At 69.0% G+C, this 26026-nt stretch carries 22 protein-coding genes; 9 read left to right on the top strand and 13 right to left on the bottom strand.

The window, feature by feature from the left end; all coding sequences use genetic code 11:
- Positions 1-100: 100 nt before the first annotated feature.
- The 8 genes from AB0D12_RS34740 to AB0D12_RS34705 form a co-directional block, all read right to left on the bottom strand.
- Positions 101-817, bottom strand: a complete 717-nt coding sequence (locus tag AB0D12_RS34740; protein WP_327322933.1) for an ABC transporter ATP-binding protein — start codon at positions 815-817, stop codon at positions 101-103.
- Positions 814-1686 (bottom strand): ABC transporter ATP-binding protein, encoded by an 873-nt coding sequence (locus AB0D12_RS34735; protein WP_362692062.1) that lies wholly within the window; start codon positions 1684-1686, stop codon positions 814-816. Before AB0D12_RS34735 ends, AB0D12_RS34740 begins: the two co-directional genes overlap by 4 nt.
- Positions 1687-1691: 5 nt before the next feature.
- A complete protein-coding gene (locus AB0D12_RS34730) occupies positions 1692-3428 on the bottom strand; it encodes a branched-chain amino acid ABC transporter permease (RefSeq protein ID WP_362692053.1) in 1737 nt (578 codons plus the stop codon).
- A 5-nt stretch (positions 3429-3433) separates the two neighbouring features.
- Positions 3434-4366 carry a branched-chain amino acid ABC transporter permease gene (locus AB0D12_RS34725; protein WP_362692050.1) on the bottom strand — a complete coding sequence of 311 codons (933 nt, stop codon included), beginning with the start codon at positions 4364-4366 and terminating at the stop codon, positions 3434-3436.
- Between the two features lie 100 nt (positions 4367-4466).
- The gene (locus tag AB0D12_RS34720) at positions 4467-5696 is read right to left on the bottom strand and encodes a branched-chain amino acid ABC transporter substrate-binding protein (protein WP_362692047.1); all 1230 of its coding nucleotides are present in this window, start codon (positions 5694-5696) and stop codon (positions 4467-4469) included.
- A gap of 862 nt (positions 5697-6558) precedes the next feature.
- Positions 6559-6981, bottom strand: a complete 423-nt coding sequence (locus AB0D12_RS34715; RefSeq protein WP_362692045.1) for a hypothetical protein — start codon at positions 6979-6981, stop codon at positions 6559-6561.
- A 50-nt stretch (positions 6982-7031) separates the two neighbouring features.
- On the bottom strand, positions 7032-7508 hold the full coding sequence (locus tag AB0D12_RS34710; RefSeq protein WP_362692042.1) for a hotdog fold thioesterase: 477 nt from the start codon (positions 7506-7508) through the stop codon (positions 7032-7034).
- Between the two features lie 133 nt (positions 7509-7641).
- Positions 7642-9915 carry an FdhF/YdeP family oxidoreductase gene (locus tag AB0D12_RS34705; protein ID WP_362692039.1) on the bottom strand — a complete coding sequence of 758 codons (2274 nt, stop codon included), beginning with the start codon at positions 9913-9915 and terminating at the stop codon, positions 7642-7644.
- Between the two features lie 87 nt (positions 9916-10002).
- Here AB0D12_RS34705 and polA point away from each other — a divergent pair, with 87 nt between their 5' ends.
- Complete coding sequence (gene polA, locus AB0D12_RS34700; protein WP_362692032.1) at positions 10003-12711, top strand: DNA polymerase I; 2709 nt, start codon at positions 10003-10005, stop codon at positions 12709-12711.
- Between the two features lie 28 nt (positions 12712-12739).
- Here polA and AB0D12_RS34695 read toward each other — a convergent pair whose 3' ends face one another.
- Complete coding sequence (locus AB0D12_RS34695) at positions 12740-13597, bottom strand: DUF4184 family protein (protein ID WP_362692029.1); 858 nt, start codon at positions 13595-13597, stop codon at positions 12740-12742.
- Between the two features lie 197 nt (positions 13598-13794).
- Here AB0D12_RS34695 and AB0D12_RS34690 point away from each other — a divergent pair, with 197 nt between their 5' ends.
- The 3 genes from AB0D12_RS34690 (at position 13795) to AB0D12_RS34680 (ending at position 16836) form a co-directional block, all read left to right on the top strand.
- Positions 13795-15501, top strand: coding sequence for a lytic transglycosylase domain-containing protein (locus AB0D12_RS34690; RefSeq protein WP_362692026.1), 1707 nt, complete (start codon positions 13795-13797; stop codon positions 15499-15501).
- 195 nt (positions 15502-15696) lie between these two features.
- Entirely contained in the window at positions 15697-15834 is a 138-nt protein-coding gene (locus tag AB0D12_RS34685; protein WP_362692023.1) for an SPW_0924 family protein, read from the top strand.
- Positions 15835-15846: 12 nt separating this feature from the next.
- Positions 15847-16836, top strand: a complete 990-nt coding sequence (locus tag AB0D12_RS34680) for a DUF3068 domain-containing protein (protein ID WP_362692020.1) — start codon at positions 15847-15849, stop codon at positions 16834-16836.
- Between the two features lie 81 nt (positions 16837-16917).
- Here the strand turns inward: AB0D12_RS34680 and hrpB are convergent, their stop codons facing one another.
- Both hrpB and AB0D12_RS34670 read right to left on the bottom strand, forming a co-directional pair.
- Positions 16918-19479, bottom strand: a complete 2562-nt coding sequence (gene hrpB, locus AB0D12_RS34675) for an ATP-dependent helicase HrpB (RefSeq protein WP_362692017.1) — start codon at positions 19477-19479, stop codon at positions 16918-16920.
- Between the two features lie 144 nt (positions 19480-19623).
- A complete protein-coding gene (locus AB0D12_RS34670) occupies positions 19624-20436 on the bottom strand; it encodes a class I SAM-dependent methyltransferase (RefSeq protein ID WP_362692014.1) in 813 nt (270 codons plus the stop codon).
- 344 nt (positions 20437-20780) lie between these two features.
- On the opposite strand from AB0D12_RS34670, the gene rpsA reads away from it, so the two are divergent.
- Positions 20781-22283 (top strand): 30S ribosomal protein S1, encoded by a 1503-nt coding sequence (rpsA, locus tag AB0D12_RS34665; RefSeq protein WP_362692011.1) that lies wholly within the window; start codon positions 20781-20783, stop codon positions 22281-22283.
- A gap of 107 nt (positions 22284-22390) precedes the next feature.
- Here the strand turns inward: rpsA and AB0D12_RS34660 are convergent, their stop codons facing one another.
- The gene (locus tag AB0D12_RS34660) at positions 22391-22555 is read right to left on the bottom strand and encodes a hypothetical protein (RefSeq protein WP_362692008.1); all 165 of its coding nucleotides are present in this window, start codon (positions 22553-22555) and stop codon (positions 22391-22393) included.
- 224 nt (positions 22556-22779) lie between these two features.
- Here AB0D12_RS34660 and AB0D12_RS34655 point away from each other — a divergent pair, with 224 nt between their 5' ends.
- From AB0D12_RS34655 to AB0D12_RS34640, 4 genes are all read left to right on the top strand, one after another.
- Positions 22780-23718, top strand: a complete 939-nt coding sequence (locus tag AB0D12_RS34655) for a PAC2 family protein (protein WP_362692005.1) — start codon at positions 22780-22782, stop codon at positions 23716-23718.
- Between the two features lie 23 nt (positions 23719-23741).
- Positions 23742-24356, top strand: a complete 615-nt coding sequence (coaE, locus tag AB0D12_RS34650) for a dephospho-CoA kinase (protein WP_362692002.1) — start codon at positions 23742-23744, stop codon at positions 24354-24356.
- A gap of 175 nt (positions 24357-24531) precedes the next feature.
- Entirely contained in the window at positions 24532-24900 is a 369-nt protein-coding gene (locus tag AB0D12_RS34645) for a tetratricopeptide repeat protein (RefSeq protein WP_362691999.1), read from the top strand.
- A 122-nt stretch (positions 24901-25022) separates the two neighbouring features.
- Positions 25023-25649: a hypothetical protein gene (locus tag AB0D12_RS34640; protein WP_362691996.1), complete on the top strand. Its 627-nt coding sequence runs from the start codon at positions 25023-25025 to the stop codon at positions 25647-25649.
- Here the strand turns inward: AB0D12_RS34640 and AB0D12_RS34635 are convergent.
- Complete coding sequence (locus tag AB0D12_RS34635; RefSeq protein WP_327322915.1) at positions 25643-25924, bottom strand: DUF6343 family protein; 282 nt, start codon at positions 25922-25924, stop codon at positions 25643-25645. The two genes, AB0D12_RS34640 and AB0D12_RS34635, sit on opposite strands and share 7 nt — an antisense overlap.
- Between the last annotated feature and the right edge of the window lie 102 nt (positions 25925-26026).

Genomic DNA, 26026 nt, shown 5'->3' with positions numbered 1-26026 from the left:
CGTTTTTTTTGGTGTTCCTGGGTGCTCACCACCCCCCGGCCCCCCCGGCCCCCCCCCCCCCCCCGCGGGGGGGGGGCGCGCCTCTCCGTATGCGTACGGCTCAGTCCTCGCCGAGATACGTCTTGCGGACGTTCTCGTCGTGCAGCAGGTCCTGACCGGTGCCCGTCAGCTTGATCTCGCCGACCTCCATCACATGGCCGTGGTCGGCCAGCGAGAGGGCGGCCTGGGCGTTCTGCTCGACGAGCAGGATGGTGGTGCCCTGGGACTTCAGTTCGACGATGGTCTCCATGATCTTCTGCATCATGATCGGGGAGAGACCCATCGACGGCTCGTCCAGCATCAGCAGCTTCGGCTGCGACATGAGCGCACGGCCCATCGCCAGCATCTGCTGCTCGCCGCCCGAGAGGGTGCCGGACGCCTGCTTCCTGCGCTCTCCCAGGATCGGGAAGAGGTCGTAGGCGCGCTGGATGTCCTTCTCGATGCCCGCCTTGTCGGTGCGCAGGAAGGCACCGAGCTGGAGGTTTTCGGCGATCGTCAGCCGCGGGAAGATATGCCGTCCCTCGGGCGAGTGGGCCAGGCCCAGCGAGACGATCTTGTGGGCCGGAACGCCGCTCAGCGGCTTGCCGTCGAAGATGATCCGGCCGCCGGATGGCTTGAGGAGCCCGGACAGCGTCCGCAGGGTGGTGGTCTTGCCCGCACCGTTGGTGCCGATGAGGGTGACGACCTGGCCGGCCTCGACGCTGAAGGAGATGCCCTTGACGGCTTCGATCTTGCCGTAGGCGACCCTGAGGTCTTCGACCTCGAGCAGAGCGGTCACTGGGTTTCCCCTTCCGTGCTGGTGGTGCTCTGTGCTTCGGCCGCCTCGACTTCGGCGACCTCAGCTGCGCCCGGTGCGCCTTCGAAGGGCGTGCCGAGGTAGGCGGCGACGACGCGCTCGTCACCCTGGACGACCTCGGCCGTTCCCTCGACGAGCTTCTCGCCCTGGACCAGGCAGGCGACGCGGTCGCACAGATTGAAGATGAAGCGCATGTCGTGCTCGATGACGAGAACGGCGATGCCCTGGTCCCGGATGGCGAAGATGAGTTCTTCGGTGACCCGGGTCTCCTGCGGGTTCATTCCGGCGGTGGGCTCGTCGAGGAGCAGCAGGCCGGGCTCGCTGGCCAGGGCTCGTGCGATTTCGAGCTTGCGCTGCTCGCCGTAAGGGAGGTTGCGGGCGAGGTGATCGGCCTTGTGCGCCAGGCCGATGAACTCCAGCAGCTCCATGGCCCGCTCGTGCGAGGCGGCTTCGGCCTTCTTGAAGCCGGGGCCGCGCAGCAGGGCGGACCAGAGGCCCTCCTTGGTCCGGGTGTGGCGTCCGACGAGGACGTTCTCCAGGACCGACATGTTGGCGAAGAGCCGGATGTTCTGGAAGGTGCGGGCGACGCCTGCCTTGGTGACGAGGTGGGGCTTGGGCGGCAGAACGGTGCCCTTGTACTTGACCTGGCCTTCTGTCGGTACGTACAGCCCGGTGAGGCAGTTGAAGAAGGTGGTCTTGCCGGCGCCGTTGGGGCCGATGAGGCCGACGATCTCGCCGGCGCCGACGGTGAGGTCGACCGAGCGTACGGCGGTGAGGCCGCCGAAGCGCATGGTGACGCCGCTGGCGTCCAGCACCGTGCCGGTCGCGGTGTTCTTGGTGGTGGTCGTCATGTCGTTCACGCCCCCGCCTTCGCGATGCCGACGCCGGAGTCGGGCAGTTCCACGTCCGGTACGTCGAGTTGGTCGGTCTCGTGGTATTCGAGCTGGGCGCGGCGGTTGGCGATGAGGCCCTCGGGACGGAACCGCATCAGCAGGATCAGCGCGATACCGAAGCCGAGGAGCTGGTATTCCTGGAGGAACTGCAGCTTCGCCGGGATCATGTAGAGCAGCGTGGCGCCGACCAGTGGTCCGCTGATGGTGCCCATGCCGCCGAGGATGACGGCCGCCAGCAGGAAGGCGGAGTTGGGCGGGACGGGGCCGGCGAACTGGTACATCTCGGGGACCACGGTGTGCTGGACGTGTGCCTGCACGGTGCCGGCGAGGCCGGCCAGGGTGGCGCCGAGGGCGAAGGCGATGAGCTTGACCCTGAAGCCGTTGATGCCCATGGCGGTTGCGGCGGTCTCGTCCTCGCGGATGGCGACCCAGGCCCGGCCGATACGGGAGCTGCCCGCCCGGCTGAAGACCAGGATGACCAGGATCATCGCGAGCAGCATCAGCAGGTAGTAGTTGGCGTAGCTGCCGAGCTCGAAGCCCGCGATGGTGTGGGCCTCGCCGAAGTTGAACCCGAAGAACACGAGGTCCGGGATGTTCGGGATGCCGTTCGGGCCGTTGGTGATCTGCGGTCCGGATACGCCGTCGAGGTTGCCCACGGTGATACGGAAGATCTCACCGAAGCCGAGGGTGACGATGGCGAGGTAGTCGCCGCGCAGTCGCAGGGTCGGAGCGCCGATGACGACGCCGAAGATCAGCGAGACGGCGGCGCCGGTGAGAACGGCGGCCCAGAAGGGGAACTGCACGTGGAAGGCGGACGCCGTTGTCCCGGAGACGAGGGCGGCGGTGTACGCGCCGACGCCGAGGAAGGCGACGTATCCGAGGTCGAGGAGACCCGCCAGACCGACGACGATGTTCAGGCCCAGGGCGACGGTCGCGAAGATGAGGATGTTGACCGCGATGAGCGTGTAGGTGTCGGTGTTCTGTGTGAACGGGAACGCCGCGGCCGCGACGAAGGCGGCGATGAGGGTCACCTGGCGGTACTTGGCGGTGAGCGCCGAGAGCCGCCCGACGAGGCCGGCCTTGAAGAGCGCGGCGGCGGCGAAGGCGAGGGCGATGAGGTAGCCGGTGAACAGTTCGGCGTACTCGGTGTCGATGCCGTACGTGATCACGTACATGCCGACGGCGAAGGAGCCGACGATGATCAGGATCTCGGCCCAGGAGGGGAGAGCCTTGGGCCGGGAGACCGGACGGCTGTCGTCCGGCAGCATGAACGCCGTGGCGACGGGGAGCGCGGAGGCCACGGCGGCGACATAGCCACCGGGTTCGAGGTTGATCACGCCGCCGAGCTCGACGGCGATGGCGATCAGCGCGAACCAGGTGGTGCCGAAGGCGCCGAGGGCCAGCAGCTTCAGAGCCTTGGTCGTACCGGCCGGCGCGAGCCAGCCCAGCCCCTTGATGCCCAGCGAAGCCAGCGCGTACAGGACGACGACCAGGCCCGCCACGAGGGTGAGGACCTGCAGGCCGCCGGGGTAGCCGTAGACGGTGAGGTCTCCGGGGAACTTGCTGGTGTACGTCCAGGACAGGAAGGTGCTGACGATGGTGGCGAGGCCGCCGACCGCGGTGAGCCAGCGGAGTGCGGCGGTGCGGGAGGCGCTTTCCGCCTGAGCGGCGTCGGCCGTCGTGGTGGTGTCGGTGGTCATGGTTCTCACGCCCGATCCGCGACGCGCTCACCGAGCAGACCCTGTGGCCTGACGAGAAGCACGACGATGAGAAGTACGAAAGCCCAGACGTTGGACCAGGCGCCGCCGCCGAGCTGCTGCATGCCGGGGATCTCTTCGATGTACGCGATCGACAGCGATTCCGCGAGGCCGAGGACGATGCCGCCGACCATGGCTCCGTAGATGTTGCCGATGCCTCCGAGGACTGCCGCGGTGAACGCCTTCAGTCCGAGGATGAAGCCCATCTCGAAGTTGATCTGGCCCTTGTCGAGGCCGTAGGCGACCGCCGCGACCGCGGCGAACGCGGCGCCGATGGCGAAGGCCATCACGATGATGCGGTCCGTGTTGATGCCCATCAGCTTCGCGGTGTCCGGGTCCTGCGCGGTGGCCTGCATGGCGCGGCCGCTGCGGCTCTTGGAGACGAAGAAGCCGAGGCCGAGCATGCACAGCGGGGCGAGGACGAGGACGAAGGCGTCGGCGCGCTGGATCGACAGGTTGCCCAGGATCTTGAAGGATTCTCCTGTGAACTCCGGGAAGCTCACGGCCTTCTTGGCGTCCGGGTAGAAACCCCAGACAAGCTGCTGCAGGGCGATGGAAAGGCCGATCGCGGTGATCAGCGGGGCAAGCCGTGGCGCACTGCGCAGCGGCCGGTAGGCGAAGCGTTCCGCGGCGGTGGCGACGGCGACGGAGGCTATTGCGCCGCCGATGATCATGAGGGGTATCGCCACCAGAAGCGAGGTTCCGCTGGGGAGCCAGGTATAGGTGGTGAGGGCGCCGAAGCCCCCGATCATGAAGATCTCGCCGTGGGCGAAGTTGATGAGCTGGACGATGCCGTAGACCATGGTGTACCCGATGGCGATGAGGCCATAAAGGGCACCGAGGGCAAGGCCGTTGGCCAGCTGTTGCGGCAGTTCGTGCACCGCAGGGCCTCCGATGAGCGTGTCGGATATGACACCGCGCGAGGGCGCTTGTTGCGCCCTCGCGCGGTCTGGTTCATTTGGTGCGGGGCAATGCGGTGGATCAGTCCTTGAACGTGGCGCTCTTGACGTCCGCCCAGTTGCTGCCCTTGACGGCGTAGACGGTGAGCTGCTTGTTCGTGGTGTCGCCGAACTCGTCGAAGGCGACCTTGCCGGTCACACCGTCGAAGGAGACCTTGGCCATGGCCTCGGTGACCTTGGCGCGGGCGTCGGCCGGCACCTTGCCGTCGTTGGCGGCGACGACCGCCTTGACGGCCTGGATGATGGCCCAGCCGGCGTCGTACGAGTAGCCGCCGTACGCCGCGTACGGGTCCTTGTAGCCGCCCGCCTTGTAGTCGTCGATGAACTTCTTGGCGGTCGGGAGCTTCTCGACCGGGTAGCCGACGGACGTCGCGAGGTCGCCGTCGTTCGCCTCACCGGAGGCCTTGATGAACGCGGGGTCGTAGATACCGTCGCCACCCATGGTGGGGATCTTCGCTCCGGCCTTCTTGACCTGGTCGGAGAGGAGACCGCCCTCGGGGTACTGGCCACCGAAGTAGACCGAGTCGGCACCGGAGGACTTGACCTTGTCGGCGGTGCTGGAGAAGTCGGTCTCCTTCACCGTGACGTGGTCGGTGCCGGCGACGGTGCCGCCGAGACGCTTGAACTCGTCGGAGAAGATCGCGGCGAGGCCGGCGCCGTAGGTCTGCTTGTCGTCAACGACGTAGACCTTCTTCTTCTTGGCGTCGTTGTACAGGTACTGGGCGGCGAACTTGCCCTGGATGACGTCAGTGGTGGCGGTACGGAAGTACGTCTTGAACGGACGCTTCTTCTCGCCCTTGCCCCAGCTGTCGCCCTGGGTCAGCGACGGGTTGGTGTTGGCCGGAGAGACCTGCGTGAGGTTCGCCGTGCCGAAGACGCCCTGCATCGACTGCGAGACGCCGGAGTTCAGCGGGCCGACTACACCCAGAACGTCCTTGTTGCCTACGAGCTTGGTGGCGTTGGCCTGGCCGGAGGCAGGAACTGCCTGGTCGTCGTAGGATTCGACCTTGAATTCAATGCCGGGGACTTCGTTGTTCTTGTTCGCAGTCTTGGCTGCAAGGTCCACGGAGTTCTTGATTCCCTGGCCCAGTGCGGACAGCGAGCCCGTCAGCGGTGCGTCGACACCGATGACCACAGTGGTCTTGTTGCCGCTGTCGGTCCCCTTGCTGTCGTCGCGCGAGCCGCAGGCGGAGAGTGTGAGTGCTCCCGTGGTGACCACGGTGGTGAGGATGAGCAAGGAACGCTTTCGCACGATAAATCCTTTCCCTGGCGCGGCACCTCTCATGAGGGGCCGTTTGGTCGCCGGGCCGTACTGGGGGGGTACACGGCCGTGCTGTGATGCGCCCGGCGGCGCGGTGACTGGCGGTGACTCTAAGCGGAGGCGGCGGGGTCAGGGAGGCAGGGCGACAGGATGTGACGTTCTTGTTATGCCGAGGCCAAGGCTCCGTGGTGGGACTGTGGACAGATCGGGCTTTCGGTGTCCCGGAGTTTTGACCACATGGTGAGAACGTGCAGTTCCGCCAAGGGGATTGAGTTGATCTTGGTGCCGACGGCCGAGAGGGGGCGCGGAGAGCCCCGGCGAGATCGGCGGTGTGGGCCCGGTTGAGAACGGAGCCCGGAATCTTGATTACGTCATTGTTACGTAGCGTTACATCGCGGAAGGGCAGTTTCATGTCGCGGGGGATCCCCGTGCAGCTTCGCGCCGTGGCCTGAACAGTGATGTTGCGGGTCGTACCAGGGCGTATGGCGAAGGGTGGAGCCGGCCGGACGCTGGTCTGCGTCGTGCCGACATGGCCGGCGGATGTGTAATCGGTAATCGGTGATCGGTGATCGGTGATCGGTGATCCGCAGGTAATGGCGAGCCGAAGGCGCGGTGTGAAGACGCGGGCGCGGACGTCCGGTTGGCTGATCGGCCCTTCGTGCGAGATGCGCGTGACGAGCCCGGGTGCGAGTCCGGGTTCGGTTCGGGCCGGTGCGGGACGAGCTGTGCCGTGGCGAGGGCGAGAGCGGTGGCGGCGGCGAGCGCGGGGCGAGGCCAACGAGCCGTCCGGTAATCGGTGTTGGCGTTGCACGTGATCTCGCAGGACTCGGTGCGCGGAGCCCGGTGGACGGTTCTACCGGTCCGATGACGCCGCTGGTTTCGGTGGACGCCAGTTCTCCGAGCTGCCGGTCGCGCCGTTCTGGGCAGCGCACTTCTGCCGGGCCTGGACATCGATCAAGGCGAGGGCCGCGGCACGGCCTTGGCGCATTTCCTCGGCACGGGCCGCGGCGACTATCTCCTCATGGATGGCGTACTGCTCGTTGGACAGCCCCTTCTGCTCCCAGTCGATTCCTGACCACTTGCTGCCCTTGAGTGTCTCTTTCGCCCAGTAGGAAACGAGACTTGTGCATATATCGGCAGGTGAGGACTTCTGCGGTACAGGTGTTGACGTGGCGGGCTGCCCGGAGGAGGAGGATTCCGTGCAGCCCGCGACGGCAAGCGTGACCAGAAGTGCGTAGGTGGCGTACCCGACCGAGATGTGCGGCTTGGTCCCCATGGGGGCACGCTAAGCCGTCACGATCGGTGACACAACAAGCCTGCGGAGGATCAGCTGCCGGCCCCGGTCGGCCCGCCGGCGTCGCGCAGCAGACAGGTCAGCCGGGCCGTGCAGACCCGCTTGTCCTGCTCGTCGGTGATGACGATCTCGTACGTGGCGGTGGAGCGGCCGCGATGCACCGGTGTCGCGACTCCGGTGACCAGGCCGGAGCGGACGCCGCGGTGGTGGGTGCAGTTGAGGTCCACGCCGACGGCGATCTTGGAGGTCCCGCCGTGCAGCATCGAGCCGATCGAGCCGAGGGTCTCGGCCAGCACGGCGGACGCGCCGCCGTGCAGCAGTCCGTAGGGCTGGGTGTTGCCCTCGACGGGCATCGTGCCGACGACGCGGTCGGCCGAGGCCTCGATGATCTGCACGCCCATGCGCTCGCCCAGATGGCCGGCGGAGAAGAGCGCGGGCAGATCGACCCCGAGCGCGGCGTATTCGTCGATGACCTCTTGCGGGAATTTCACATTGGTCTGCTCGCCCATGGGGCCCGGCTCCGATCGTCAGTACGTTGCGTGCTGTGTGCACCGTCTTATCAGGTGCCTGAGCGAACGCTTAGACGGGATGCCTCATTCCCCGCCCTTCAGTCGTCGTTCCCCGTCCCTCAGCCGTCGCGCTTCACGCCCCGTGCTCGAACCGGACCACCACGGACTTGCTCGCCGGGGTGTTGCTGGTGTCCGCCGTGGAGTCCAGGGGCACCAGCACGTTGGTTTCCGGGTAGTACGCGGCCGCGCAGCCACGGGCGGTGGGGTAGTGCACCACCCGGAAACCGGGGGCACGCCGCTCCACGCCGTCCTTCCACTCGCTGACGAGATCGGTGTACGAGCCGTCCGCCAGGCCCAGCTCCCGGGCGTCCTCGGGGTTCACCATGACGACCCGGCGGCCGCCCTTGATACCGCGGTAGCGGTCGTCGAGGCCGTAGATCGTGGTGTTGTACTGGTCGTGCGAGCGCAGCGTCTGCAGCAGCAGCCGGCCTTCGGGCAGCTCGGGAAACTCGACGGGCGCGGCGGTGAAATTGGCCTTGCCGGTGGCCGTCGGGAAGCGGCGCTCGTCGCGCGGAGCGTGCGGGAGCGTGAAGCCGCCCGGACGGGCGATCCTGGTGTTGAAGTCCTCGAAGCCGGGCACCACGCGTGCGATGCGGTCGCGGATGGACCCGTAGTCGCTCTCGAAGTCCTCCCAGGGCGTGACCGAGCCGGGGCCGAGCACGGCACGCGCCATCCGGGCCACGATGGCCGGCTCGGACAGCAGATGGGGGCTCGCCGGAGTGAGATTGCCGCGGGAGGCGTGCACCATGCCCATCGAGTCCTCGACGGTCACGAACTGTTTGCCGCCCGCCTGTACGTCCTTGTCGGTACGGCCGAGGGTGGGCAGGATCAGCGCCCTGGTGCCGGTGACGGCGTGCGAGCGGTTCAGCTTGGTCGACACATGCACCGTGAGTCGGGCCTTGCGCATCGCGGCCTCGGTCACTTCGGTGTCCGGCGTCGCGCCGACGAAATTGCCGCCCATGGCGAAGAAGACCTTCGCCTCCCCGTCGCGCAGCGCCTGAATGGACCGTACGACGTCGAAGCCGTGGTGACGCGGCGGAGCGAAGCCGAACTCCTTCTCCAGGGCATCCAGGAAGGCCGGGGCAGGCCGCTCGAAGATGCCCATCGTGCGGTCGCCCTGGACATTGGAGTGCCCGCGCACGGGGCAGACGCCGGCGCCCGGGCGGCCGATGTTGCCGCGCAGCAGAAGGAAGTTGACCACCTCGCGGATGGTCGGCACGGCATGCTTGTGCTGGGTCAGACCCATAGCCCAGCAGACGATGGTGCGCTTCGATGCGAGGACCATCGCGAGCGTCTGCTCGATCACGGCGCGTTCGAGGCCGGTCGCGGCGAGGGTCTCGTCCCAGTCGGCGGCACTCGCCGCGGCCACGAACTCCTCGTAACCATGGGTGTGTTCCCGTACGAACGCCTCGTCGACGGCACCGTCCGTCTCGAGTATCAGCTTGTTCAGCAGCCGGAAGAGTGCCTGGTCGCCGCCGATGCGGATCTGCAGGAAGAGGTCGTTGAGCGCGACGCCCTGGACCATGCCCCGCGGGGTCTGCGGATTCTTGAACCGCCCAAGGCCGGCCTCGGGCAGCGGATTCACCGAAATGATCTTCGCGCCCGCTGTTTTGGCCTTCTCCAGGGCCGAGAGCATCCGGGGATGGTTGGTGCCGGGGTTCTGCCCGGCGACAATGATCAGGTCCGCCTCGTGGATGTCCTCCAGCGAGACGCTGCCCTTGCCGACGCCGATCGTCTCGGTGAGCGCCGAGCCGGAGGACTCGTGGCACATGTTGGAACAGTCGGGAAGGTTGTTGGTGCCGAATTCGCGGGCGAAGAGCTGGAACAGGAACGCCGCTTCGTTGCTGGTGCGTCCCGAGGTGTAGAAGAGCGCCTCGTCGGGCGATGCCAGCGCAGTGAGCTCCTCCGCGATGATCGCGAAGGCTCGCTCCCAGGTCACTGCCTCGTAGCGGTCGGCGCCTTCGGGCAGGTACATCGGCTGCGTGATACGGCCCTGCTGCCCCAGCCAGTACCCGCTCCGCGAGGCGAGGTCCGCGACGGGATGCGCGGCGAAGAAGTCCGGCGTGACACGGCGCAGCGTCGCCTCCTCGGCGACCGCCTTCGCGCCGTTCTCGCAGAACTCCGCCATGTGCCGCTTTTCGCCCTCGGGCCAGGCGCAGCCCGGACAGTCGAAGCCGTCCTTCTGATTGACCTTGAGCAGGGTCTGCGCCGTGCGGCGCACTCCCATCTGCTGCTGGGCGATGCGCAGGGTGTGCCCGATGGCGGGAAGGCCCGCCGCCGCCCGATGCGGGGCCGCGACCTGCGGCGCGTCCTGGACCGGGTCACCAGTGGGAGGCTTGCTGGCCATCGCGCTCTCCTTCGAGCCTGCGTCGTGCTGTTGGCTGCGATCCTGCCACGGTCGGGAATGTCAGTGGTACGTGGCAGGATCGTGGACGTGGCTGAGACGGCATCGAAGAAGACCCCAGACAACCGACCGCGCCTGCTCCTCATGGACGGGCACTCCCTGGCGTACCGGGCGTTCTTCGCGCTGCCCGCGGAGAATTTCACGACCGCGACCGGTCAGCCGACCAACGCCATCTACGGCTTCGCGTCGATGCTGGCGAACACGCTGCGCGACGAGTCGCCCACGCATTTCGCGGTGGCGTTCGACGTCTCGCGCAAGACGTGGCGCTCGCAGGACTTCCCCGAGTACAAGGCGAACCGCTCCAAGACCCCGGACGAGTTCAAGGGCCAGGTCGAGCTGATCGGCGAGCTCCTGGACACTATGAACGCCGTGCGGTTCGCGGTGGACGGCTTCGAGGCGGACGACATCATCGCCACCCTCGCCACCCAGGCCGAGGCCGCCGGCTTCGAGGTGCTGATCGTCACCGGCGACCGCGACTCCTTCCAGCTGGTCAGCGAGCACACCACCGTGCTCTACCCCACCAAGGGCGTCTCCGAGTTGACCCGCTTCACCCCGGAGAAGGTCGAGGAGAAGTACGGACTCACGCCTCAGCAGTACCCGGACTTCGCCGCCCTGCGCGGCGACCCGTCGGACAACCTGCCGGGCATCCCCGGTGTCGGTGAGAAGACCGCCACGAAGTGGATCAACCAGTTCGGTTCGTTCGTTGAGCTGATGGAGCGCGCCGACGAGGTCAAGGGCAAGGTCGGACAGGCCCTCCGCGAGCACCTGGACTCCGTCAAGCTCAACCGCCACCTCACCGAGCTGGTGCGGGACGTGGAGCTGCCCAAGGCCGTCGACGACCTCGAGCGCGCGCCGTACGACAGGACCGCGCTGAAGGGGTTCCTGGAGGTCCTGGAGATCCGCAATCCGAGCCTGCGCGAGCGGCTGCTCGCGGTCGACCCGGGCGCCGAGGAGGACGAGGCCCCGGCCCCCGCCGCCGCCGTCGAACTGGACGGCACGGTGCTCTCCACCGGCGAGCTCGCCCCCTGGCTCGAGCAGCACGGCGGGCAGCCGCTCGGCGTGGCCACCGTCGACACCTGGGCTCTGGGCACCGGCAGCGTCGCCGAGATCGCGCTCGCCACGGCCGCAGGACCTGCCGCCTGGTTCGACACCACCCAGCTGAACGAGGCCGACGAGCGGGCCTTCGCCGACTGGATCGCGGACGCCGGCCGGCCGAAGGTCATGCACAACGCCAAGGGCGCGATGCGGGTCCTCCCCGAGCACGGCTGGAGCGTCGACGGCGTCACCATGGACACCGCGCTCGCCGCCTATCTGGTCAAGCCCGGCCGCCGCTCCTTCGCGCTGGACGCGCTCGCCGTCGAGTATCTGGGCCGTGAGCTCGCCCCGGCCGCTGCCGACGGCCAGCTCGCCTTCGGCTCGGACGAACAGGCCGAGGCCGACGCCCTGATGGCGCAGGCCCGCGCGGTCCTCGACCTCGGTGAAGCGTTCACCGCGCGGCTGATCGAGGTCGGTGCGGCCGACCTGCTGCACGACGTCGAGCTGCCCACCTCCGAGCTGCTGGCCCGCATGGAGCGGCACGGCATCGCCGCCGACCGCTCCCATCTGGAGGCCATGGAGCAGCAGTTCGCGGGCGCCGTGCAGCAGGCCGTGAAGGAGGCGCACGCCGCCGTCGGGCACGAGTTCAACCTCGGCTCGCCCAAGCAGCTGCAGGAAGTCTTCTTCGGTGAGCTGAACCTCCCCAAGACCAAGAAGACCAAGACCGGTTACACCACCGACGCGGACGCGCTGGCCTGGCTGGCCGGCCAGACCGAGCACGAGCTGCCGGTCATCATGCTGCGCCACCGTGAACAGGCCCGGCTGCGCTCCACCGTCGAGGGTCTGATCAAGACGATCGCGGCCGACGGCCGTATCCACACCAGCTTCAGCCAGATCGTGGCCGCGACCGGCCGGCTCTCCTCCACCGACCCGAATCTGCAGAATGTGCCGGTGCGTACGGACGAGGGCCGCGCCATCCGCCACGGCTTTGTCGTCGGCGAGGGCTTCGAGTCGCTGATGACCGCCGACTACAGCCAGATCGAGCTGCGCGTGATGGCGCATCTGTCGGAGGACGAAGGCCTGCTGGAGGCGTTCGCCTCCGGTGAGGACCTGCACACCACCGTCGCCTCCCAGGTGTTCGCCGTGGAGCGGTCCGCGGTCGACGCGGAGATGCGCCGCAAGATCAAGGCCATGTCGTACGGACTGGCGTACGGCCTCTCGGCGTTCGGTCTCTCCCAGCAGCTGAACATCGAGGCGGCCGAGGCGCGCGGCCTGATGGACACCTACTTCGAGCGGTTCGGCGGAGTCCGCGACTATCTGCGCCGCGTCGTCGACGAGGCACGCGCCACCGGATACACGGAGACGATGCTCGGCCGGCGCCGCTATCTCCCGGACCTCAACAGCGACAACCGCCAGCGCCGCGAGGCCGCCGAGCGGATGGCGCTCAATGCCCCGATCCAGGGCACGGCCGCGGACATCGTCAAGATCGCGATGCTGAACGTGGACCGGGCGCTGAGCGAGGCGAAGCTCTCCTCCCGGCTGCTGCTCCAGGTCCACGACGAAATCGTCCTGGAGGTCTCGCCGGGCGAGCGCGACCGGGTGGAAGAGCTGGTCCGCCGGGAGATGTCCTCGGCCGTGTCCCTGCGCGCACCGCTGGATGTCTCGGTCGGCGTCGGCCCCGACTGGGAGTCCGCCGCGCACTGAACCGGACCGTGTGCGTTCCGGCGCGGGATCAGCCTGATCCCCTGCCGGAACGCACCGGCGGCAGCAGGGAACCGGGGGTGTCCGTGCGCGAGCGGTGCCGCAGCCGTACCCCCACGGCGTACAGCACCAGCCCCAGGGCGAGCCCCGCGCCCGCCCCGAAGCACGCGGTCGGGACGATGTCGAGCGGCGTGCGGATCTCCCCCCAGTACGCGTAATAGCGCAGGCACCGGTGCACGACCCCGGCTGCCACGCACCCCGCCAGCAGCGCCCAGGCCCACCACCGCTCCCGCCCGCGCAGTACGGGCAGGGAAGCGGGCGCCTCCGAGCGGGACTGCCGGCGCAGGGCGGACCCGGTGAACCAGCCGAGGGCCAGCAGGGCGAGCGCGGAGCCGCCGTACTGGAAGTAGAGATACATCGGGAAGCCCGCGACCATCTCGCCGAGCAACGGGAAGACCTTCATGCCCCAGCGGTCCAGATGCGTGAAGCTGTCCCACACCACATGGGTGGTCGATCCGAGGACCGCCGAGACATAGAACAGGGCCGCGAGCGCCGGGAGTCCACGCCCACGCCACTCCTCTCCCCGGACGAAGGCGTAGACCCTGCCGCGCCACGCGTACGGCACCAGGGCAAGCAGCGGCTCGCGCAGCAGAAGCCACAGCCCCGCCAGAGCCGCGGCGATCAGCGCGTCCACCGTGAAGATTCCGGCCACCGAGTGCGTCACATCGCCGAACTCCATGGCGCCCGGGATCGCGGTGTCCGCAAAGTAGGTCATGTCGGGGGCGAACGAGCCGGCGACGAGCGCGGACGCGACGAGCGGTCCGCGCGCGGTCCCGTCTCTCCTGATGCCCGGCAACACCGCCGCGGCATGGCTCAGCGTGAACGGCATGGTGTCCCCCTGGACCGTCGTCGATCAATGGCGCCCAGTATGCGTGAAGTTGCTGATCGGGAATCCCGGGCGACCGGGAGGTAGCGGAAGGGTGAAAAACGGTCAAGGTCCGGTGTTCCGGGGCCCGTAGGTGTCGTAGGGTCACGTGAGTGCGCGCTGGGGAGCGCGAACAGTCGCCGACGGGGAGGAAAAGACGTATGGCAGCGCAATTCGGCCGCCGACTGCGCAAGGGAGCGACGACGACCGCGGTTGCCGCGGTTGCCGTGGCCGCGCTCTCCGCCTCCGGGGCGCCCGGCGCCACGCACGCCACCGCGGGCGGCAGTCGGGAAGCGTCCGATGCGACCCCGCCCCCCGGCACTCCGGTCACCGGCAACTCCCCGTACTACACCGACCTTCCGCCGCTGAACACACCTGACAAACCGGCCACTTCGATCGATCTGCCCGCGACAGGTACAGCCGAAGCGGGCATTCCGGCCACCGTACTCGCGGCGTACAAGCAGGCCGAGCGGACCATCGCGGGCTCGGACCCCGGCTGCCGCGTCCCGTGGCAGCTGCTCGCCGCGATCGGCAAGGTGGAGTCGGGACAGGCGCGCGGCGGCAAGGTCGACGCCAACGGCACCACGTTCTCCCCGATCCTCGGGCCGGTTCTCAACGGCGTCGGCTTCGCGAACATCTCGGACACCGACAAAGGCGCCTACGACGGCGACGCGACGCACGACCGCGCGGTCGGCCCGATGCAGTTCATCCCCTCCACCTGGGAAAAGTGGGGCGAGGATGCCAACAGCGACGGACGCAGGGACCCCAACAACATCTACGACGCCGCGCTCGCCGCGGGGCGCTATCTCTGCGCCGACGGCCGCGACCTGGCGCTCAAGGCCGACCTCGACCGCGCGATCCTCGGCTACAACCACTCGCAGGAGTATCTGAGTACGGTCCTGTCCTGGTTCGAGTTCTACAAGCGCGGTACGCACGGCGTTCCGGACGGCACCGGTGTGCTGCCGGTCGGCAACACGCCCGACAGCTCGGGCCCCATGCCGACCCCCACTCCCACGCCGACCCCGTCCGCTCCCGGCAGCCACCGCCCGACCCCGGCTCCCTCACCGTCGAAGCCGGGTGGCGGCACGGGCGGAAAGCCCAGCCCGACCCCGACCCCGCCCCCCACGCCGAAGCCGACGCCGCCGCCGAGCCCGTCGCCCGTCACCCGTCTCGAGGACGCGGGCACCGCCGAGCTGGCCGCCATGGCCGGCCACGAGTTCACGGCGCGGCCCACCGTGCGGGTGAAGAACGCCGCAGGCCGGACCGTCCCGCTGCAGGCCGTGGGCTTCGAGATCGTCGGCGACACGGATGCCCTTTTCGCCGGCGGGAAGAAGAGCGTCGTCCTCCACACCGGCGCGGACGGAACGGTCGCGGCGCCGACCCTCCAGGCGGGTGAGAAGACCGGCACGTTCACGGTCCGGGCCAAGGTGGTGGGCCCGCGGGTGCCCGTCGTCGACTTCACCGCGACTGTCACTGTGCGGGCCGCGGACGCGATCGCCAGGACCGACGACAAGGTTCTCACCGCAGCCCCCGGCACCGAGTTCGCAGACGCCGTCGAGGTCAAGGCCACCTACAAGGGCGCCATCGCCTCGGGTGTGGCCATGACCGCCACCATGATCACCGCCGCGGACAACCCGGCGGACAACCCGGCGGACAAGCCGGTGGTCAACGACAAGGGTCCGTACTTCAAGGACGCCGACGGCAAGACGGTCCGCACGCTCACCGAGCTGAAGACCGACGCCAACGGAGTCCTGAAGCTCCCGAAGATCTACGCGGACGATGCGACGGGCACCTTCCTGCTCCGCCTCACCACCGCCGGCGGCGCGACCGTGACCATCGAGCTCAAGGTCGCCGCACCGGCTGCCTGACCCGAGGGCCCGACCGGCCGTCCGACCAGCCATTCAGTACTTCCGCACCGCCCCTCTGCCGCCACCGGGCAGGGGGGCGGTGCCATGTGTCGGTGGTGCAACGTGTTCTCATCTCGCGGCTGGATTGCTACGGTGCCCCCGCCCTGACGCTCTATCAGATCCGGAATCGGATCCGAGTTCCCCGGGAGGCCGAGCATGCGCGCCCTCGTCGCCGCCGCCATCGGGCTGGCCGCCGCCTTCGCCCTCGTCCTCACCATCACGGCGATCGGCGCACCTCCCGGCGAGACCTCGCCCGAACCGCTGCTGACCACCGTCCCCGGCGCCAAGAAGTAGGAGGGCCGGACCATGCGCCGCAGAGCCGGCCTCGTACTCCTCGCCTTCGCCGTCTTCTTCGCCGCGCTCTCACCGCTGCTGCGCTGGTACGCCTTCCCGAGGCTGGTGAAGATCCCGCCCAGCCAGTACCAGGAGATGGTGCTGGAGGCGAAGCCCGCGACCCTGCTCGACTACGGCTCCATGCAGGCGAAGCAGGTCGAGAAGGTCACCATCGTGCAGACCCTCAAGGGCAATGTGGAGGAGTCCGAGAAGATCGAGCGCAGCGCCGGCCGTGACGTCGTCGTCTGGGACTCGCTCTCCTACGTCCAGGGCCCCGACGGCAAGATGGTCTCCCAGATCCCCGAGCGCTACATCTTCGACGCGCACAGCCAGGAGCCCGTGCACGCCACCGGCGAAATGGTCGACGGCGACGCGGTGCGGCGCGAGGGCATCGAGTTCAAGTGGCCGTTCCTCGCCGAGAAGCGGGACTACCAGTATTTCGACGCCCAGGCGCGTACGTCCGCGCCCATTCATTACAAAGGGACGCAGAAATTCCGCGGGCTCGACGTCTACTACTTCGAGCAGACCATCCCGTGGACCAAGGTGCCGTACCCGAAGAAGATGCCGATCCCCGGCATCGAAGCGACCACGCTGGAGAAGCAGACCGGCACCACTCGCTGGTACACCACCAAGCGGATGTTCTGGGTCGACCCGGTCACCGGCGGTCCCGTGAACGGCGAGGAGATCCACCGGGAGGAGCTGCGCGGCGGCACGCTGCTGGGCGGCCGGGACAAGGTCACCGCATTCGCCGGGCATGTGAAGATGCGCCCGGACTATGTGGACTCCACCGTAGAACTGGTCAAGTCCCAGCGGCAGTTGGTGCTGCTGATGACCTCGTACCTGCCATGGGGCTTCCTGGTCCTGGGCGGTGGACTGCTGGCACTCGCGCTGGTCCTCGAGGCCCGCGGGCGCCGGCCGCAGGCCCCGGCCGCGGAGCGCGAGCCGGAGCCGGTCCCTGCCTGACGGCCCACTGCGCCCCCGACCCGTCGGCATCCGAAGAGGCTCAGGAATGCCCTTCGGATCAGCTCAAGAATGCTCTTCGGGTCAGCTTCCCGCTTCCCTGCTGAGCCGCGCCTTGGTGCGCCGGGTCGGCTCGGCCGTCGACGGGTCCTCGGGCCAGGGATGCTTGGGATAGCGACCGCGCAACTCCGCCCGTACGGACCGGTATCCGTCCTTCCAGAAGGACGCCAGGTCCGCGGTGACCGCCGCCGGCCGCCCGGCGGGGGAGAGCAGATGCACCAGCACCGGCACGCCCGAGACCGTGGGCGTCTCGCGCAGCCCGAAAAGCTCCTGGAGCTTCACGGCCAGGACCGGCTGGGCCCCGCCGTACTCCACCCGGATCCGCGAGCCGCTCGGCACCTCGATCCGCTCCGGCGCCAGCTCGTCGAGCCGGGCCGCGTCGCCGCTCGCCCAGGGCAGCAGTCGCTGCAGCGCCTGGCCGGCCTGGACACGTCCGAGATCGTTCCGCCGCCGGGCCCTGGACAGCTCCGGCTCCAGCCACTCATCGGTGCGGTCCAGCAGTGCGGCGTCCGACACATCCGGCCAGGGCGCGTCCAGCTCGCGGTGCAGAAAGGCGACCCGCTCGCGCAGCCCCTCCGCCTCCCGCGTCCAGCGCAGCAGCCCGAGTCCCTCGCGCCGTAGCCCCTCGAGCAGGGCTTCGCGTACGAGAGCGGGGTCCGGGTCCTTCAGTGCGCGCGCGGAGAGCTCGACGGCCCCGAGCCGCTCCACCTCGCGGGCGACGACATCGCCGTTCTCCCAGTGGACCTCCTCGCCTGCGACGAGCAGATGCGAAGCGGCCGTACGCGCCGTGTCCTCGTCGATGACGGCGGCGAGCCGCACCCGTGCCGAGGCGGCATGTGCGGGCCGGTCCGCGACAGCGACGGCGAGCCAGGGCGCGCTGCGCAGCCGCGACCCGGCGACGAGCTCGCCCCCGGTCCCGGAGGCCATCAAAAACGCCCCTTCGCCCCGGGCCCGGGCCACCCGCTCGGGAAACGCGAGCGCCGCGACGAGCCCGGCGACGGCGTCGTCGGGGCCAAGTCCCGCCGACGATTGCGGCGCGGGGTGCGGGGCGGAGCCCCGGTTGCGGGACGACGCGGGGTGGCGAACGGACAGCGACGACTCCAGCCGCCCCGCCTCCGCCCTCCAGCGCCCCGCATACGCGTCGCCGCCACGGCGCGCCGTGCGCCAGGCCGCGGCCAGGTCGTCGCCGTACTCCCGCGGCGGCTCCTCGCTGAGCAGTGCGACCACCTCCGCGGCCCGGCGCGTGCCCACCTCTTGTGAGCCGTCCAGCAGCGCCCGCGCCAGTCGGGGATGCAGGCCAAGCCGGGCCATCCGTACGCCCCGTTCGGTCGCCCGGCCTGCCGTGTCCACCGCGCCGATCACGGCAAGAACCGAACGCGCCGCGGCCAGCGCACCGGCCGGAGGCGGGTCGAGCAGCGCCAGGCCGGAGGCCGTCGGATCGCCCCAGCACGCCGCCTGCAGCGCGAACGCAGCCAGGTCGGCGACCTTGATCTCGGGCGACGGGAACCGCGTCAGCCGGGCGTCCTCCGCCTCGGTCCAGCAGCGGTACACCGTGCCCGGCGCCTCCCGGCCGGCCCGCCCCGCCCGCTGCCGCGCCGCCGCCTGCGAGGTCCGCACCGTGGTCAGCGCGCTCAGGCCCCGCGCGTGATCGGTACGCGGCTCGCGCGCCAGACCCGCGTCCACGACGACCCGCACGCCCGGTACCGTCAGGCTCGATTCCGCGACCGAGGTGGCCAGCACCACCCTCCGTACCCCTGAAGAGCCCGCGAGTACCGCGTCCTGCACCGCGGCCGGCGCCCGCCCGTGGACCTGGAGCACCTCCGCGCCCACATCCGCCAACTGGCTCGCGACCCGGCCGATTTCACCCACTCCGGGCAGAAAACACAGCACATCGCCCACGCGCTCGGTCAGCGCCCGCCGCACCACCGAGGCCACATGGGTCAGCAGCGCCGGATCGACCCGCATCCCGTGCGGCGGCCGTACGGGCCGCGCCGGCGGCGCCCAGACCACCTCCACCGGATGCGCGACCCCGGCCGCCTCCACCACCGGCGCATCGCCGAGCAGCCGCGCCCAGCCCTGTGCGTCCGTGGTCGCCGAGGCTGCGACCAGCCGCAGCTCCGGCCGCAGCGCGGCTCGTACGTCCAGCAGGAACGCGGCCACCGTGTCCGCGTCCAGATGCCGCTCGTGGCACTCGTCGAGGATCACCGCATCGACCCCGGCCAGTTCCTGGTCGCGCTGCAGCCGCTGCAGCAGCACACCGGTGGTCACGACCTCCACCACCGTCCCGCGCCCTACCAACCGCTCCCCGCGCACGGTGAAACCGACCTTCCCGCCGACCTGCTCGCCGAGCAGCCACGCCATCCGCCGCGCTGCGGCCCGCGCCGCGATCCGCCGCGGTTCGGCGACCACCACACGCCGCACAGGACCGCCACCCACCAGCCCGGACAGCACCAGCGGTACGAGCGTGGTCTTGCCGGTCCCGGGCGGCGCGCACAGCACCGCGCAGCCGTGCGTGTCGAGCGCATGCCTGAGCGCGGGCACGGCGCTCTGTACGGGCAGGCCGGCGAGGACGTCTTCACGGATCACCGCCCCAGTCTCGCAAGATGCCGGGGCAGCTCATTCAGATGGTCCAGGCGCAGGCCCTGACGCAAGCTCGGTGCACAGGCTCATTCCGCGAGCTCGTTCCACAGCTGATTGCCCGAGCTCGTTCCACAGGCTCGGCCGAGGACCTCAGTCGCGCTCGCAGACGAAGATCGCAGTCCCCGGGATCAGATGTCCGCGCAGCGGGGACCAGCCACCCCACTCCTGGCTGTTCCAGGCCGGCCACTCCGGCTCGACCAGGTCCACCAGCCGGAAGCCTCCCGCCACCACGTCCCGGACCCGGTCGCCGAGCGTCCTGTGGTGCTCGACGTATACCGCGCGCCCCCGCTCGTCCTGTTCGACGTACGGAGTGCGGTCGAAGTACGAAGCGGCCACCGAGAGCCCCTCGGGCCCCGGCTCGTCGGGGAAGGCCCAGCGGATCGGGTGCGTCACCGAGAAGACCCACCGCCCGCCCGGCCGCAGTACACGCCGTACCTCCTGGAAGACCTTCACCGGCTCGGCCACGAACGGAACCGCGCCGTAGGCCGAGCACGCCAGGTCGAAGGAGCCGTCCCGGAACGGCAGTGCCCCCGCGTCCGCTTCCACCAGCGGTACGTGGCCGGCACTGTCGCCGATCCGAAGCGCGTGCTGGAGCTGCCGGTGGGAGAGGTCCAGGGCCACCGGGCGCGCGCCCTGTGCGGCCAGCCAGCGTGAGCACTGCGCCGCGCCCGCGCCGATCTCGAGAACAGAGAGTCCCTTCAGCGACCCGGCGGGCCCCAGCAGACCGGCCTCCGCCTCGTCGAGACCTTCCGGGCCCCACACGAAACGGTCGTCCCCGAGGAACGCGCCGTGCTCGGTCTGGTACTCGTCGGCGTTCCGGTCCCACCAGCCGCGGCTGGCGCGGCTGCTCTCCGAGTTCCCGGTGTTACGGCGGGTGGCTTCCGGCTCAAAATCTTGGAACATCGTCACCGTCGTTGTAGTTTGCGTTCAGCGCGACCACTGGCGGCCATGGTGGCCTCGGCAAACATTAGTTGTGCCGGGTATGGGACGTTCCGCCCCGGGTGTGCGCCTTCGCGCATTGACCGTGCCCGGCTGCCCCCGTATGCTACAAGTTGCGCTGCGGGCCTGCGCGCCTCAGACAGAGCAGGCCGCGCTCGCATCTGTATGCATGTCCCCTCGGTTCACGAGGCGCCGCCCAGGTTTCTTGGGTCGGCGCTTCCCAGGCTGTCCGGCTTCTGCAGCTGCGATACGGGCTCTCGGCGTAGCAGTACCTACGACTCACCGTCCGTACCGGAGCCCTTACCCACATGACGAGCAGCACCGAGACCACCGCCACCACTCCGCAGGTTGCGGTCAACGACATCGGTGACGAGGAAGCATTCCTCGCCGCGATCGACGAGACGATCAAGTACTTCAACGACGGTGACATCGTCGATGGCGTCATCGTCAAGGTAGACCGGGACGAGGTTCTCCTCGACATCGGTTACAAGACCGAAGGCGTGATCCCGAGCCGCGAGCTCTCGATCAAGCACGACGTCGACCCGAACGAGGTCGTCAAGGTCGGCGACGAGATCGAGGCCCTGGTTCTCCAGAAGGAGGACAAGGAAGGCCGTCTCATCCTGTCCAAGAAGCGCGCTCAGTACGAGCGCGCCTGGGGCACGATCGAGAAGATCAAGGAAGAGGACGGCATCGTCACCGGTACCGTCATCGAGGTCGTCAAGGGTGGTCTCATCCTCGACATCGGCCTCCGCGGCTTCCTGCCGGCCTCCCTCGTTGAGATGCGCCGCGTCCGCGACCTCCAGCCCTACGTGGGCAAGGAGCTCGAGGCCAAGATCATCGAGCTGGACAAGAACCGCAACAACGTGGTCCTGTCCCGCCGTGCCTGGCTCGAGCAGACCCAGTCCGAGGTCCGCCAGACGTTCCTCACGACCCTGCAGAAGGGTCAGGTCCGCTCCGGCGTCGTCTCCTCGATCGTCAACTTCGGTGCGTTCGTGGACCTGGGTGGCGTCGACGGTCTCGTCCACGTCTCCGAGCTCTCCTGGAAGCACATCGACCACCCGTCCGAGGTTGTCGAGGTCGGCCAGGAAGTCACCGTCGAGGTTCTCGACGTCGACATGGACCGCGAGCGTGTCTCCCTGTCGCTGAAGGCGACGCAGGAAGACCCGTGGCAGCAGTTCGCCCGCACGCACCAGATCGGGCAGGTTGTGCCCGGTAAGGTCACGAAGCTCGTTCCGTTCGGTGCGTTCGTGCGCGTCGACGAGGGCATCGAGGGTCTGGTCCACATCTCCGAGCTGGCCGAGCGCCACGTGGAGATCCCGGAGCAGGTCGTCCAGGTCAACGACGAGATCTTCGTCAAGGTCATCGACATCGACCTCGAGCGCCGCCGCATCAGCCTCTCGCTGAAGCAGGCCAACGAGTCCTTCGGTGCCGACCCGGCCTCGGTGGAGTTCGACCCGACGCTGTACGGCATGGCCGCGTCGTACGACGACCAGGGGAACTACATCTACCCCGAGGGCTTCGACCCCGAGACCAACGACTGGCTCGAGGGCTTCGAGACCCAGCGCGAGGCGTGGGAGGGCCAGTACGCCGAGGCGCAGACGCGCTTCGAGCAGCACCAGGCCCAGGTCATCAAGTCCCGCGAGGCCGACGAGGCCGCTGCTGCCGAGGGCGCTGCCGCCCCGGCTGCCGGTGCCCCGGCGGGTGCCACGGGCGGTTCGTACTCCTCGGAGTCGGACGACAACTCCGGCGCCCTGGCGTCGGACGAGGCCCTGGCTGCCCTGCGCGAGAAGCTGGCCGGCGGCCAGAGCTGACGCTCTGCCCCAGCTGGTGACTAGCTGAACGTAAGGCCCGCTCCCCCTGGGGAGCGGGCCTTACGTCATTCCGCACCTTCATTACCTTCATTCCGCCGTATTTCTGGCTACGGCGTGACCGGGATGTTGGTCAGGCCCAGTGCGGACTTCAGTTGGGCGGCGGTGGTCACATCAGTGACTGTGGCGGCTTGTGCTGGGATGGCCAGCAAGGACAGGCCGCCGGTCGCGAGCGCGGAGGACAGTAAGGCGGGGAGTGGTTTTCGGGTACGCATGTGGGGTGCCTTCCTGTTCTGATATATGAACGACGGGCGAGTTGTGAACTCCGACTGCCCGTGACCGTAGGGACGGGCCATGGCCATGCCAAGGTCTGGATCAGTTCGGTGTGAACCCGCTGCCGTGAACTGGGCTTCCCCTCAGAGGTGTTCATCGTGTGAGGCGGGAATGCCCGTACGTCACCACGCGTTCTCCTCTACGAACACGAGGAGGAGCGGTAACCGTGCTTGATCCGCAGGATTTGTACGAATGGGAGCCGAAGGGCCTCGCGGTCGTCGACATGGCGCTCGCGCAGGACTCGGGCGGCCTGGTCATGCTGTACCACTTCGACGGATACATCGACGCGGGTGAGACCGGCGAGCAGATCGTCGACAACCTCCTCGACACGCTTCCCCACCAGATCGTGGCCCGCTTCGACCACGACAGGCTCGTGGACTACCGGGCCCGCCGCCCGCTGCTGACCTTCCGGCGCGATCGCTGGAGCGGCTACGAAACCCCGACACTCGACGTCCGGCTCGTCCAGGACGCGACAGGCGCGCCGTTCCTGCTGCTGTCGGGACCCGAGCCGGATGTGGAGTGGGAGCGCTTCGCCGCCGCCGTCGCGCAGATCGTCGAGCGGCTCGGAGTGCGCCTCTCGGTCAACTTTCACGGCATCCCGATGGGCGTCCCGCACACCCGCCCCGTCGGGCTCACCCCGCACGGCAACCGCACGGACCTCATGCCGGGCCACCGCAGCCCCTTCGACGAGGCGCAGGTGCCGGGCAGCGCGGAGTCGCTGATCGAGTACCGCCTCATGGAGTCCGGACACGACGTTCTGGGCGTTGCCGCGCATGTGCCGCACTATGTCGCCCGTTCCTCGTACCCGGATGCCGCGCTGACCGCCCTGGAGGCGATCACGGCCGCGACGGGCCTGGTCCTGCCGGGCGTTGCCCATTCGCTGCGTACCGAGGCGCATCGCACCCAGACCGAGATAGAGCGGCAGATCGGCGAGGGCGACGAGGAGTTGGTGGCGCTGGTGCAGGGACTTGAGCACCAGTACGACGCCGTGGCGGGTGCCGAGACCAGGGGCAGTCTGGTCGCCGAGCCGGTGGACCTGCCGTCCGCCGACGAGATCGGCCTCGAATTCGAACGCTTCCTCGCGGAGCGGGAGGGTGACGCGTAGAGCGCTCGCGTAGGCTGCGGCTCATGCTGAAGGTGGGCCTGACCGGCGGAATCGGAGCCGGCAAGAGCGAAGTCTCCCGTCTGCTCGTCTCGTACGGAGCGGTGCTGATCGACGCCGACAAGATCGCTCGCGAGGTCGTCGAGCCCGGAACGCCCGGGCTCGCTGCCGTCGTCGAAGCCTTCGGCCCCGAGATCCTGGCTGCAGACGGCACCCTGGACCGGCCGAGGCTCGGCTCGATCGTCTTCTCCGACGCCGACCGCCTGGCGGCGCTCAACGCGATCGTCCATCCGCTGGTCGGAGCGCGCTCGATGGAGCTGGAGGGCACGGCTGGGCCGGACGCGGTCGTGATCCATGACGTACCGCTGCTCACCGAGAACAATCTGGCGACGCTGTACGACCTGGTGATCGTGGTGGACGCATCGCCCGAGACCCGGCTGGACCGGCTCGTACGGCTGCGAGGCATGGCCGAGTCCGAGGCGCGTGCGCGGATGGCCGCGCAGGCCACGCGGGAGCAGCGGCGGGCCATCGCGGATCTGGTCATCGACAACGACGGGCCCCTGGAACAACTGGAGCCGCAGGTGCGGAAGGTCTGGGCGGAGCTGACCCAGCGGGCAGCCGCGGAGTCCGGCTCCCGTTAGCATCCGTCGATCGTGGGGGCCCGCTCGTGCCGCTGGGTGTCTTGTCGGCTTCGGGCAGCAGCGTGCACTCGATTCGGCTGTCCGGCCGCCCGGCTGAGCTGTTGGTTTGTCTTCTGTTCGGAATATGCTGCCGGACCCGGTGTTGGAACCGTCCAACTGAGGGAAGGATGCGACCGTGCCCAAGAGCAACCCGGATACCCACGTAATCGACTACCGCGCGGCCGAGCAACTGCTGGCCGCGAGGGATCCGCGCGGGGCCGTGAAGCTGCTGGACTCGGTGATCGCGGCCCACCCGGAGAACACCGCGGCGCGGCTGCTGAGGGCTCGCGCCTTCTTCGCCGCGGCCCAACTGCGTCCGGCCGAGCTCGAGTTCGAGCTGGTCCTGGAGCGAGAGCCGGACAATGCCTTCGCGCACTTCGCACTTGCCCGCACCTTCGAGCGGGCCGGCCGCCCGGAGCAGGCGAAGCGTCACTTCCGCCTGGCGGCGGCGCTGGACCCGAAGCCGGAGTATCTGAAGGCTGCGCGCTTCGACGCGCAGGCGTGAGGAAGCCCGGCGGAAGCCTGATGGAGCCCCGGCGGAGGCCTGGGGAAGGCCGTTTCGCTCCGTTGTCAGACCCACCCCGTAACGTCGTAGATCCACGGTGGAGACGGGGGAAGGACACTGCCATGGGGATCACTTCGGCGTGGTCGATCACCGCGCACGAGGACGACGTCATCGCGAGTCTGGTGCCGCGGGTCCAGCCGCTGATCGAGCGGCACCGGGAGTCGCCGCAGGCGCAGTGGGCCTGGCAGGCATGGTGTGCCGATCCGCTGCCCGATCACCGGAGTTGGCGCGACCTGCCGTTGGGGAGCGAGCGGGGCGAGGCCGTCAATGCCTTCCTGCGGCTGACGTCGGAGATCCCCCTGAACGAACTGCACTGCTGCGACGACTGCGGATTCCACCTTTACGACATATGGGAGGCATTCGCCGAGGCAGTGCCTCCGTACATCGCCGTCTTCACCAAGGACTACGCCCTCAGCGCGCTGTTCCATGCGATAGGTCCCCGGCGGGCCGCGCAGCTGCCGGGGTGGTGCGGGGACTTCCTGCTGACCTCGAACGAGGTCCGGCGGACGCTGCCGGCGGTCGAGGAAGCCCTCACCTTCACCCCGCAGGAGCGGGTCGCGGCCGAGGACCAGGTCTGGCTCGACTACCACGAGGGGGAGGAGCCCGTCCTGGACGGCCCCTTGCGAGCCTGGCGGCAGGCCGCATCCACTGGGCTTGGGCTCTTCGGGGCCAACGTCCACATCTACTGACCGGGTCTGGGCCGGCGGCCGCCGTGGTCCGGTTCGTACGGCGGTATGTCGCGACCCGGCTGGTAGTGCGGACCCTGGTGGATATGGCGCAGAACCATGGCGAGATCGACCGTGACGATCAGCAGCAGCGCTCCGCAGGCCGCCGCCCAGCCGGGGCGTCCGGCCAGCGTGAAGGCCGCTGTGCCGGCAGCGGCCCAGATCAGGCCCCATACAGTCAGCCAGAGCCGCAACCGCAGGGGACTGCGTGCAGTTGTCGGTTCACTCCCAGTGCGCATGACATTTGCATCTCCTACTCCAGGATGCACCACTATCAGGTCAGTGTTCGGTCCGTACCCGGTCCCCTTTCCATCCGGTCCATCTCCGAGTCCGACGTCGAG

Source organism: Streptomyces sp. NPDC048479 (assembly GCF_040651435.1).
GTDB lineage: Bacteria > Actinomycetota > Actinomycetes > Streptomycetales > Streptomycetaceae > Streptomyces.
This window is presented reverse-complemented; position numbering and strand designations above follow the sequence as displayed.

Bases quoted from the DNA above. Each gene is read 5' to 3' on its own strand.
- AB0D12_RS34735 (WP_362692062.1), bottom strand. From the start codon at position 1,686: ATGACGACCACCACCAAGAACACCGCGACCGGCACGGTGCTGGACGCC.
- AB0D12_RS34730 (WP_362692053.1), bottom strand. From the start codon at position 3,428: ATGACCACCGACACCACCACGACGGCCGACGCCGCTCAGGCGGAAAGC.
- AB0D12_RS34715 (WP_362692045.1), bottom strand. From the start codon at position 6,981: ATGGGGACCAAGCCGCACATCTCGGTCGGGTACGCCACCTACGCACTT.
- AB0D12_RS34710 (WP_362692042.1), bottom strand. From the start codon at position 7,508: ATGGGCGAGCAGACCAATGTGAAATTCCCGCAAGAGGTCATCGACGAA.
- AB0D12_RS34705 (WP_362692039.1), bottom strand. From the start codon at position 9,915: ATGGCCAGCAAGCCTCCCACTGGTGACCCGGTCCAGGACGCGCCGCAG.
- AB0D12_RS34695 (WP_362692029.1), bottom strand. From the start codon at position 13,597: ATGCCGTTCACGCTGAGCCATGCCGCGGCGGTGTTGCCGGGCATCAGG.
- AB0D12_RS34690 (WP_362692026.1), top strand. From the start codon at position 13,795: ATGGCAGCGCAATTCGGCCGCCGACTGCGCAAGGGAGCGACGACGACC.
- AB0D12_RS34685 (WP_362692023.1), top strand. From the start codon at position 15,697: ATGCGCGCCCTCGTCGCCGCCGCCATCGGGCTGGCCGCCGCCTTCGCC.
- AB0D12_RS34680 (WP_362692020.1), top strand. From the start codon at position 15,847: ATGCGCCGCAGAGCCGGCCTCGTACTCCTCGCCTTCGCCGTCTTCTTC.
- AB0D12_RS34670 (WP_362692014.1), bottom strand. From the start codon at position 20,436: ATGTTCCAAGATTTTGAGCCGGAAGCCACCCGCCGTAACACCGGGAAC.
- rpsA (WP_362692011.1), top strand. From the start codon at position 20,781: ATGACGAGCAGCACCGAGACCACCGCCACCACTCCGCAGGTTGCGGTC.
- AB0D12_RS34660 (WP_362692008.1), bottom strand. From the start codon at position 22,555: ATGCGTACCCGAAAACCACTCCCCGCCTTACTGTCCTCCGCGCTCGCG.
- coaE (WP_362692002.1), top strand. From the start codon at position 23,742: ATGCTGAAGGTGGGCCTGACCGGCGGAATCGGAGCCGGCAAGAGCGAA.
- AB0D12_RS34640 (WP_362691996.1), top strand. From the start codon at position 25,023: ATGGGGATCACTTCGGCGTGGTCGATCACCGCGCACGAGGACGACGTC.
- AB0D12_RS34635 (WP_327322915.1), bottom strand. From the start codon at position 25,924: ATGCGCACTGGGAGTGAACCGACAACTGCACGCAGTCCCCTGCGGTTG.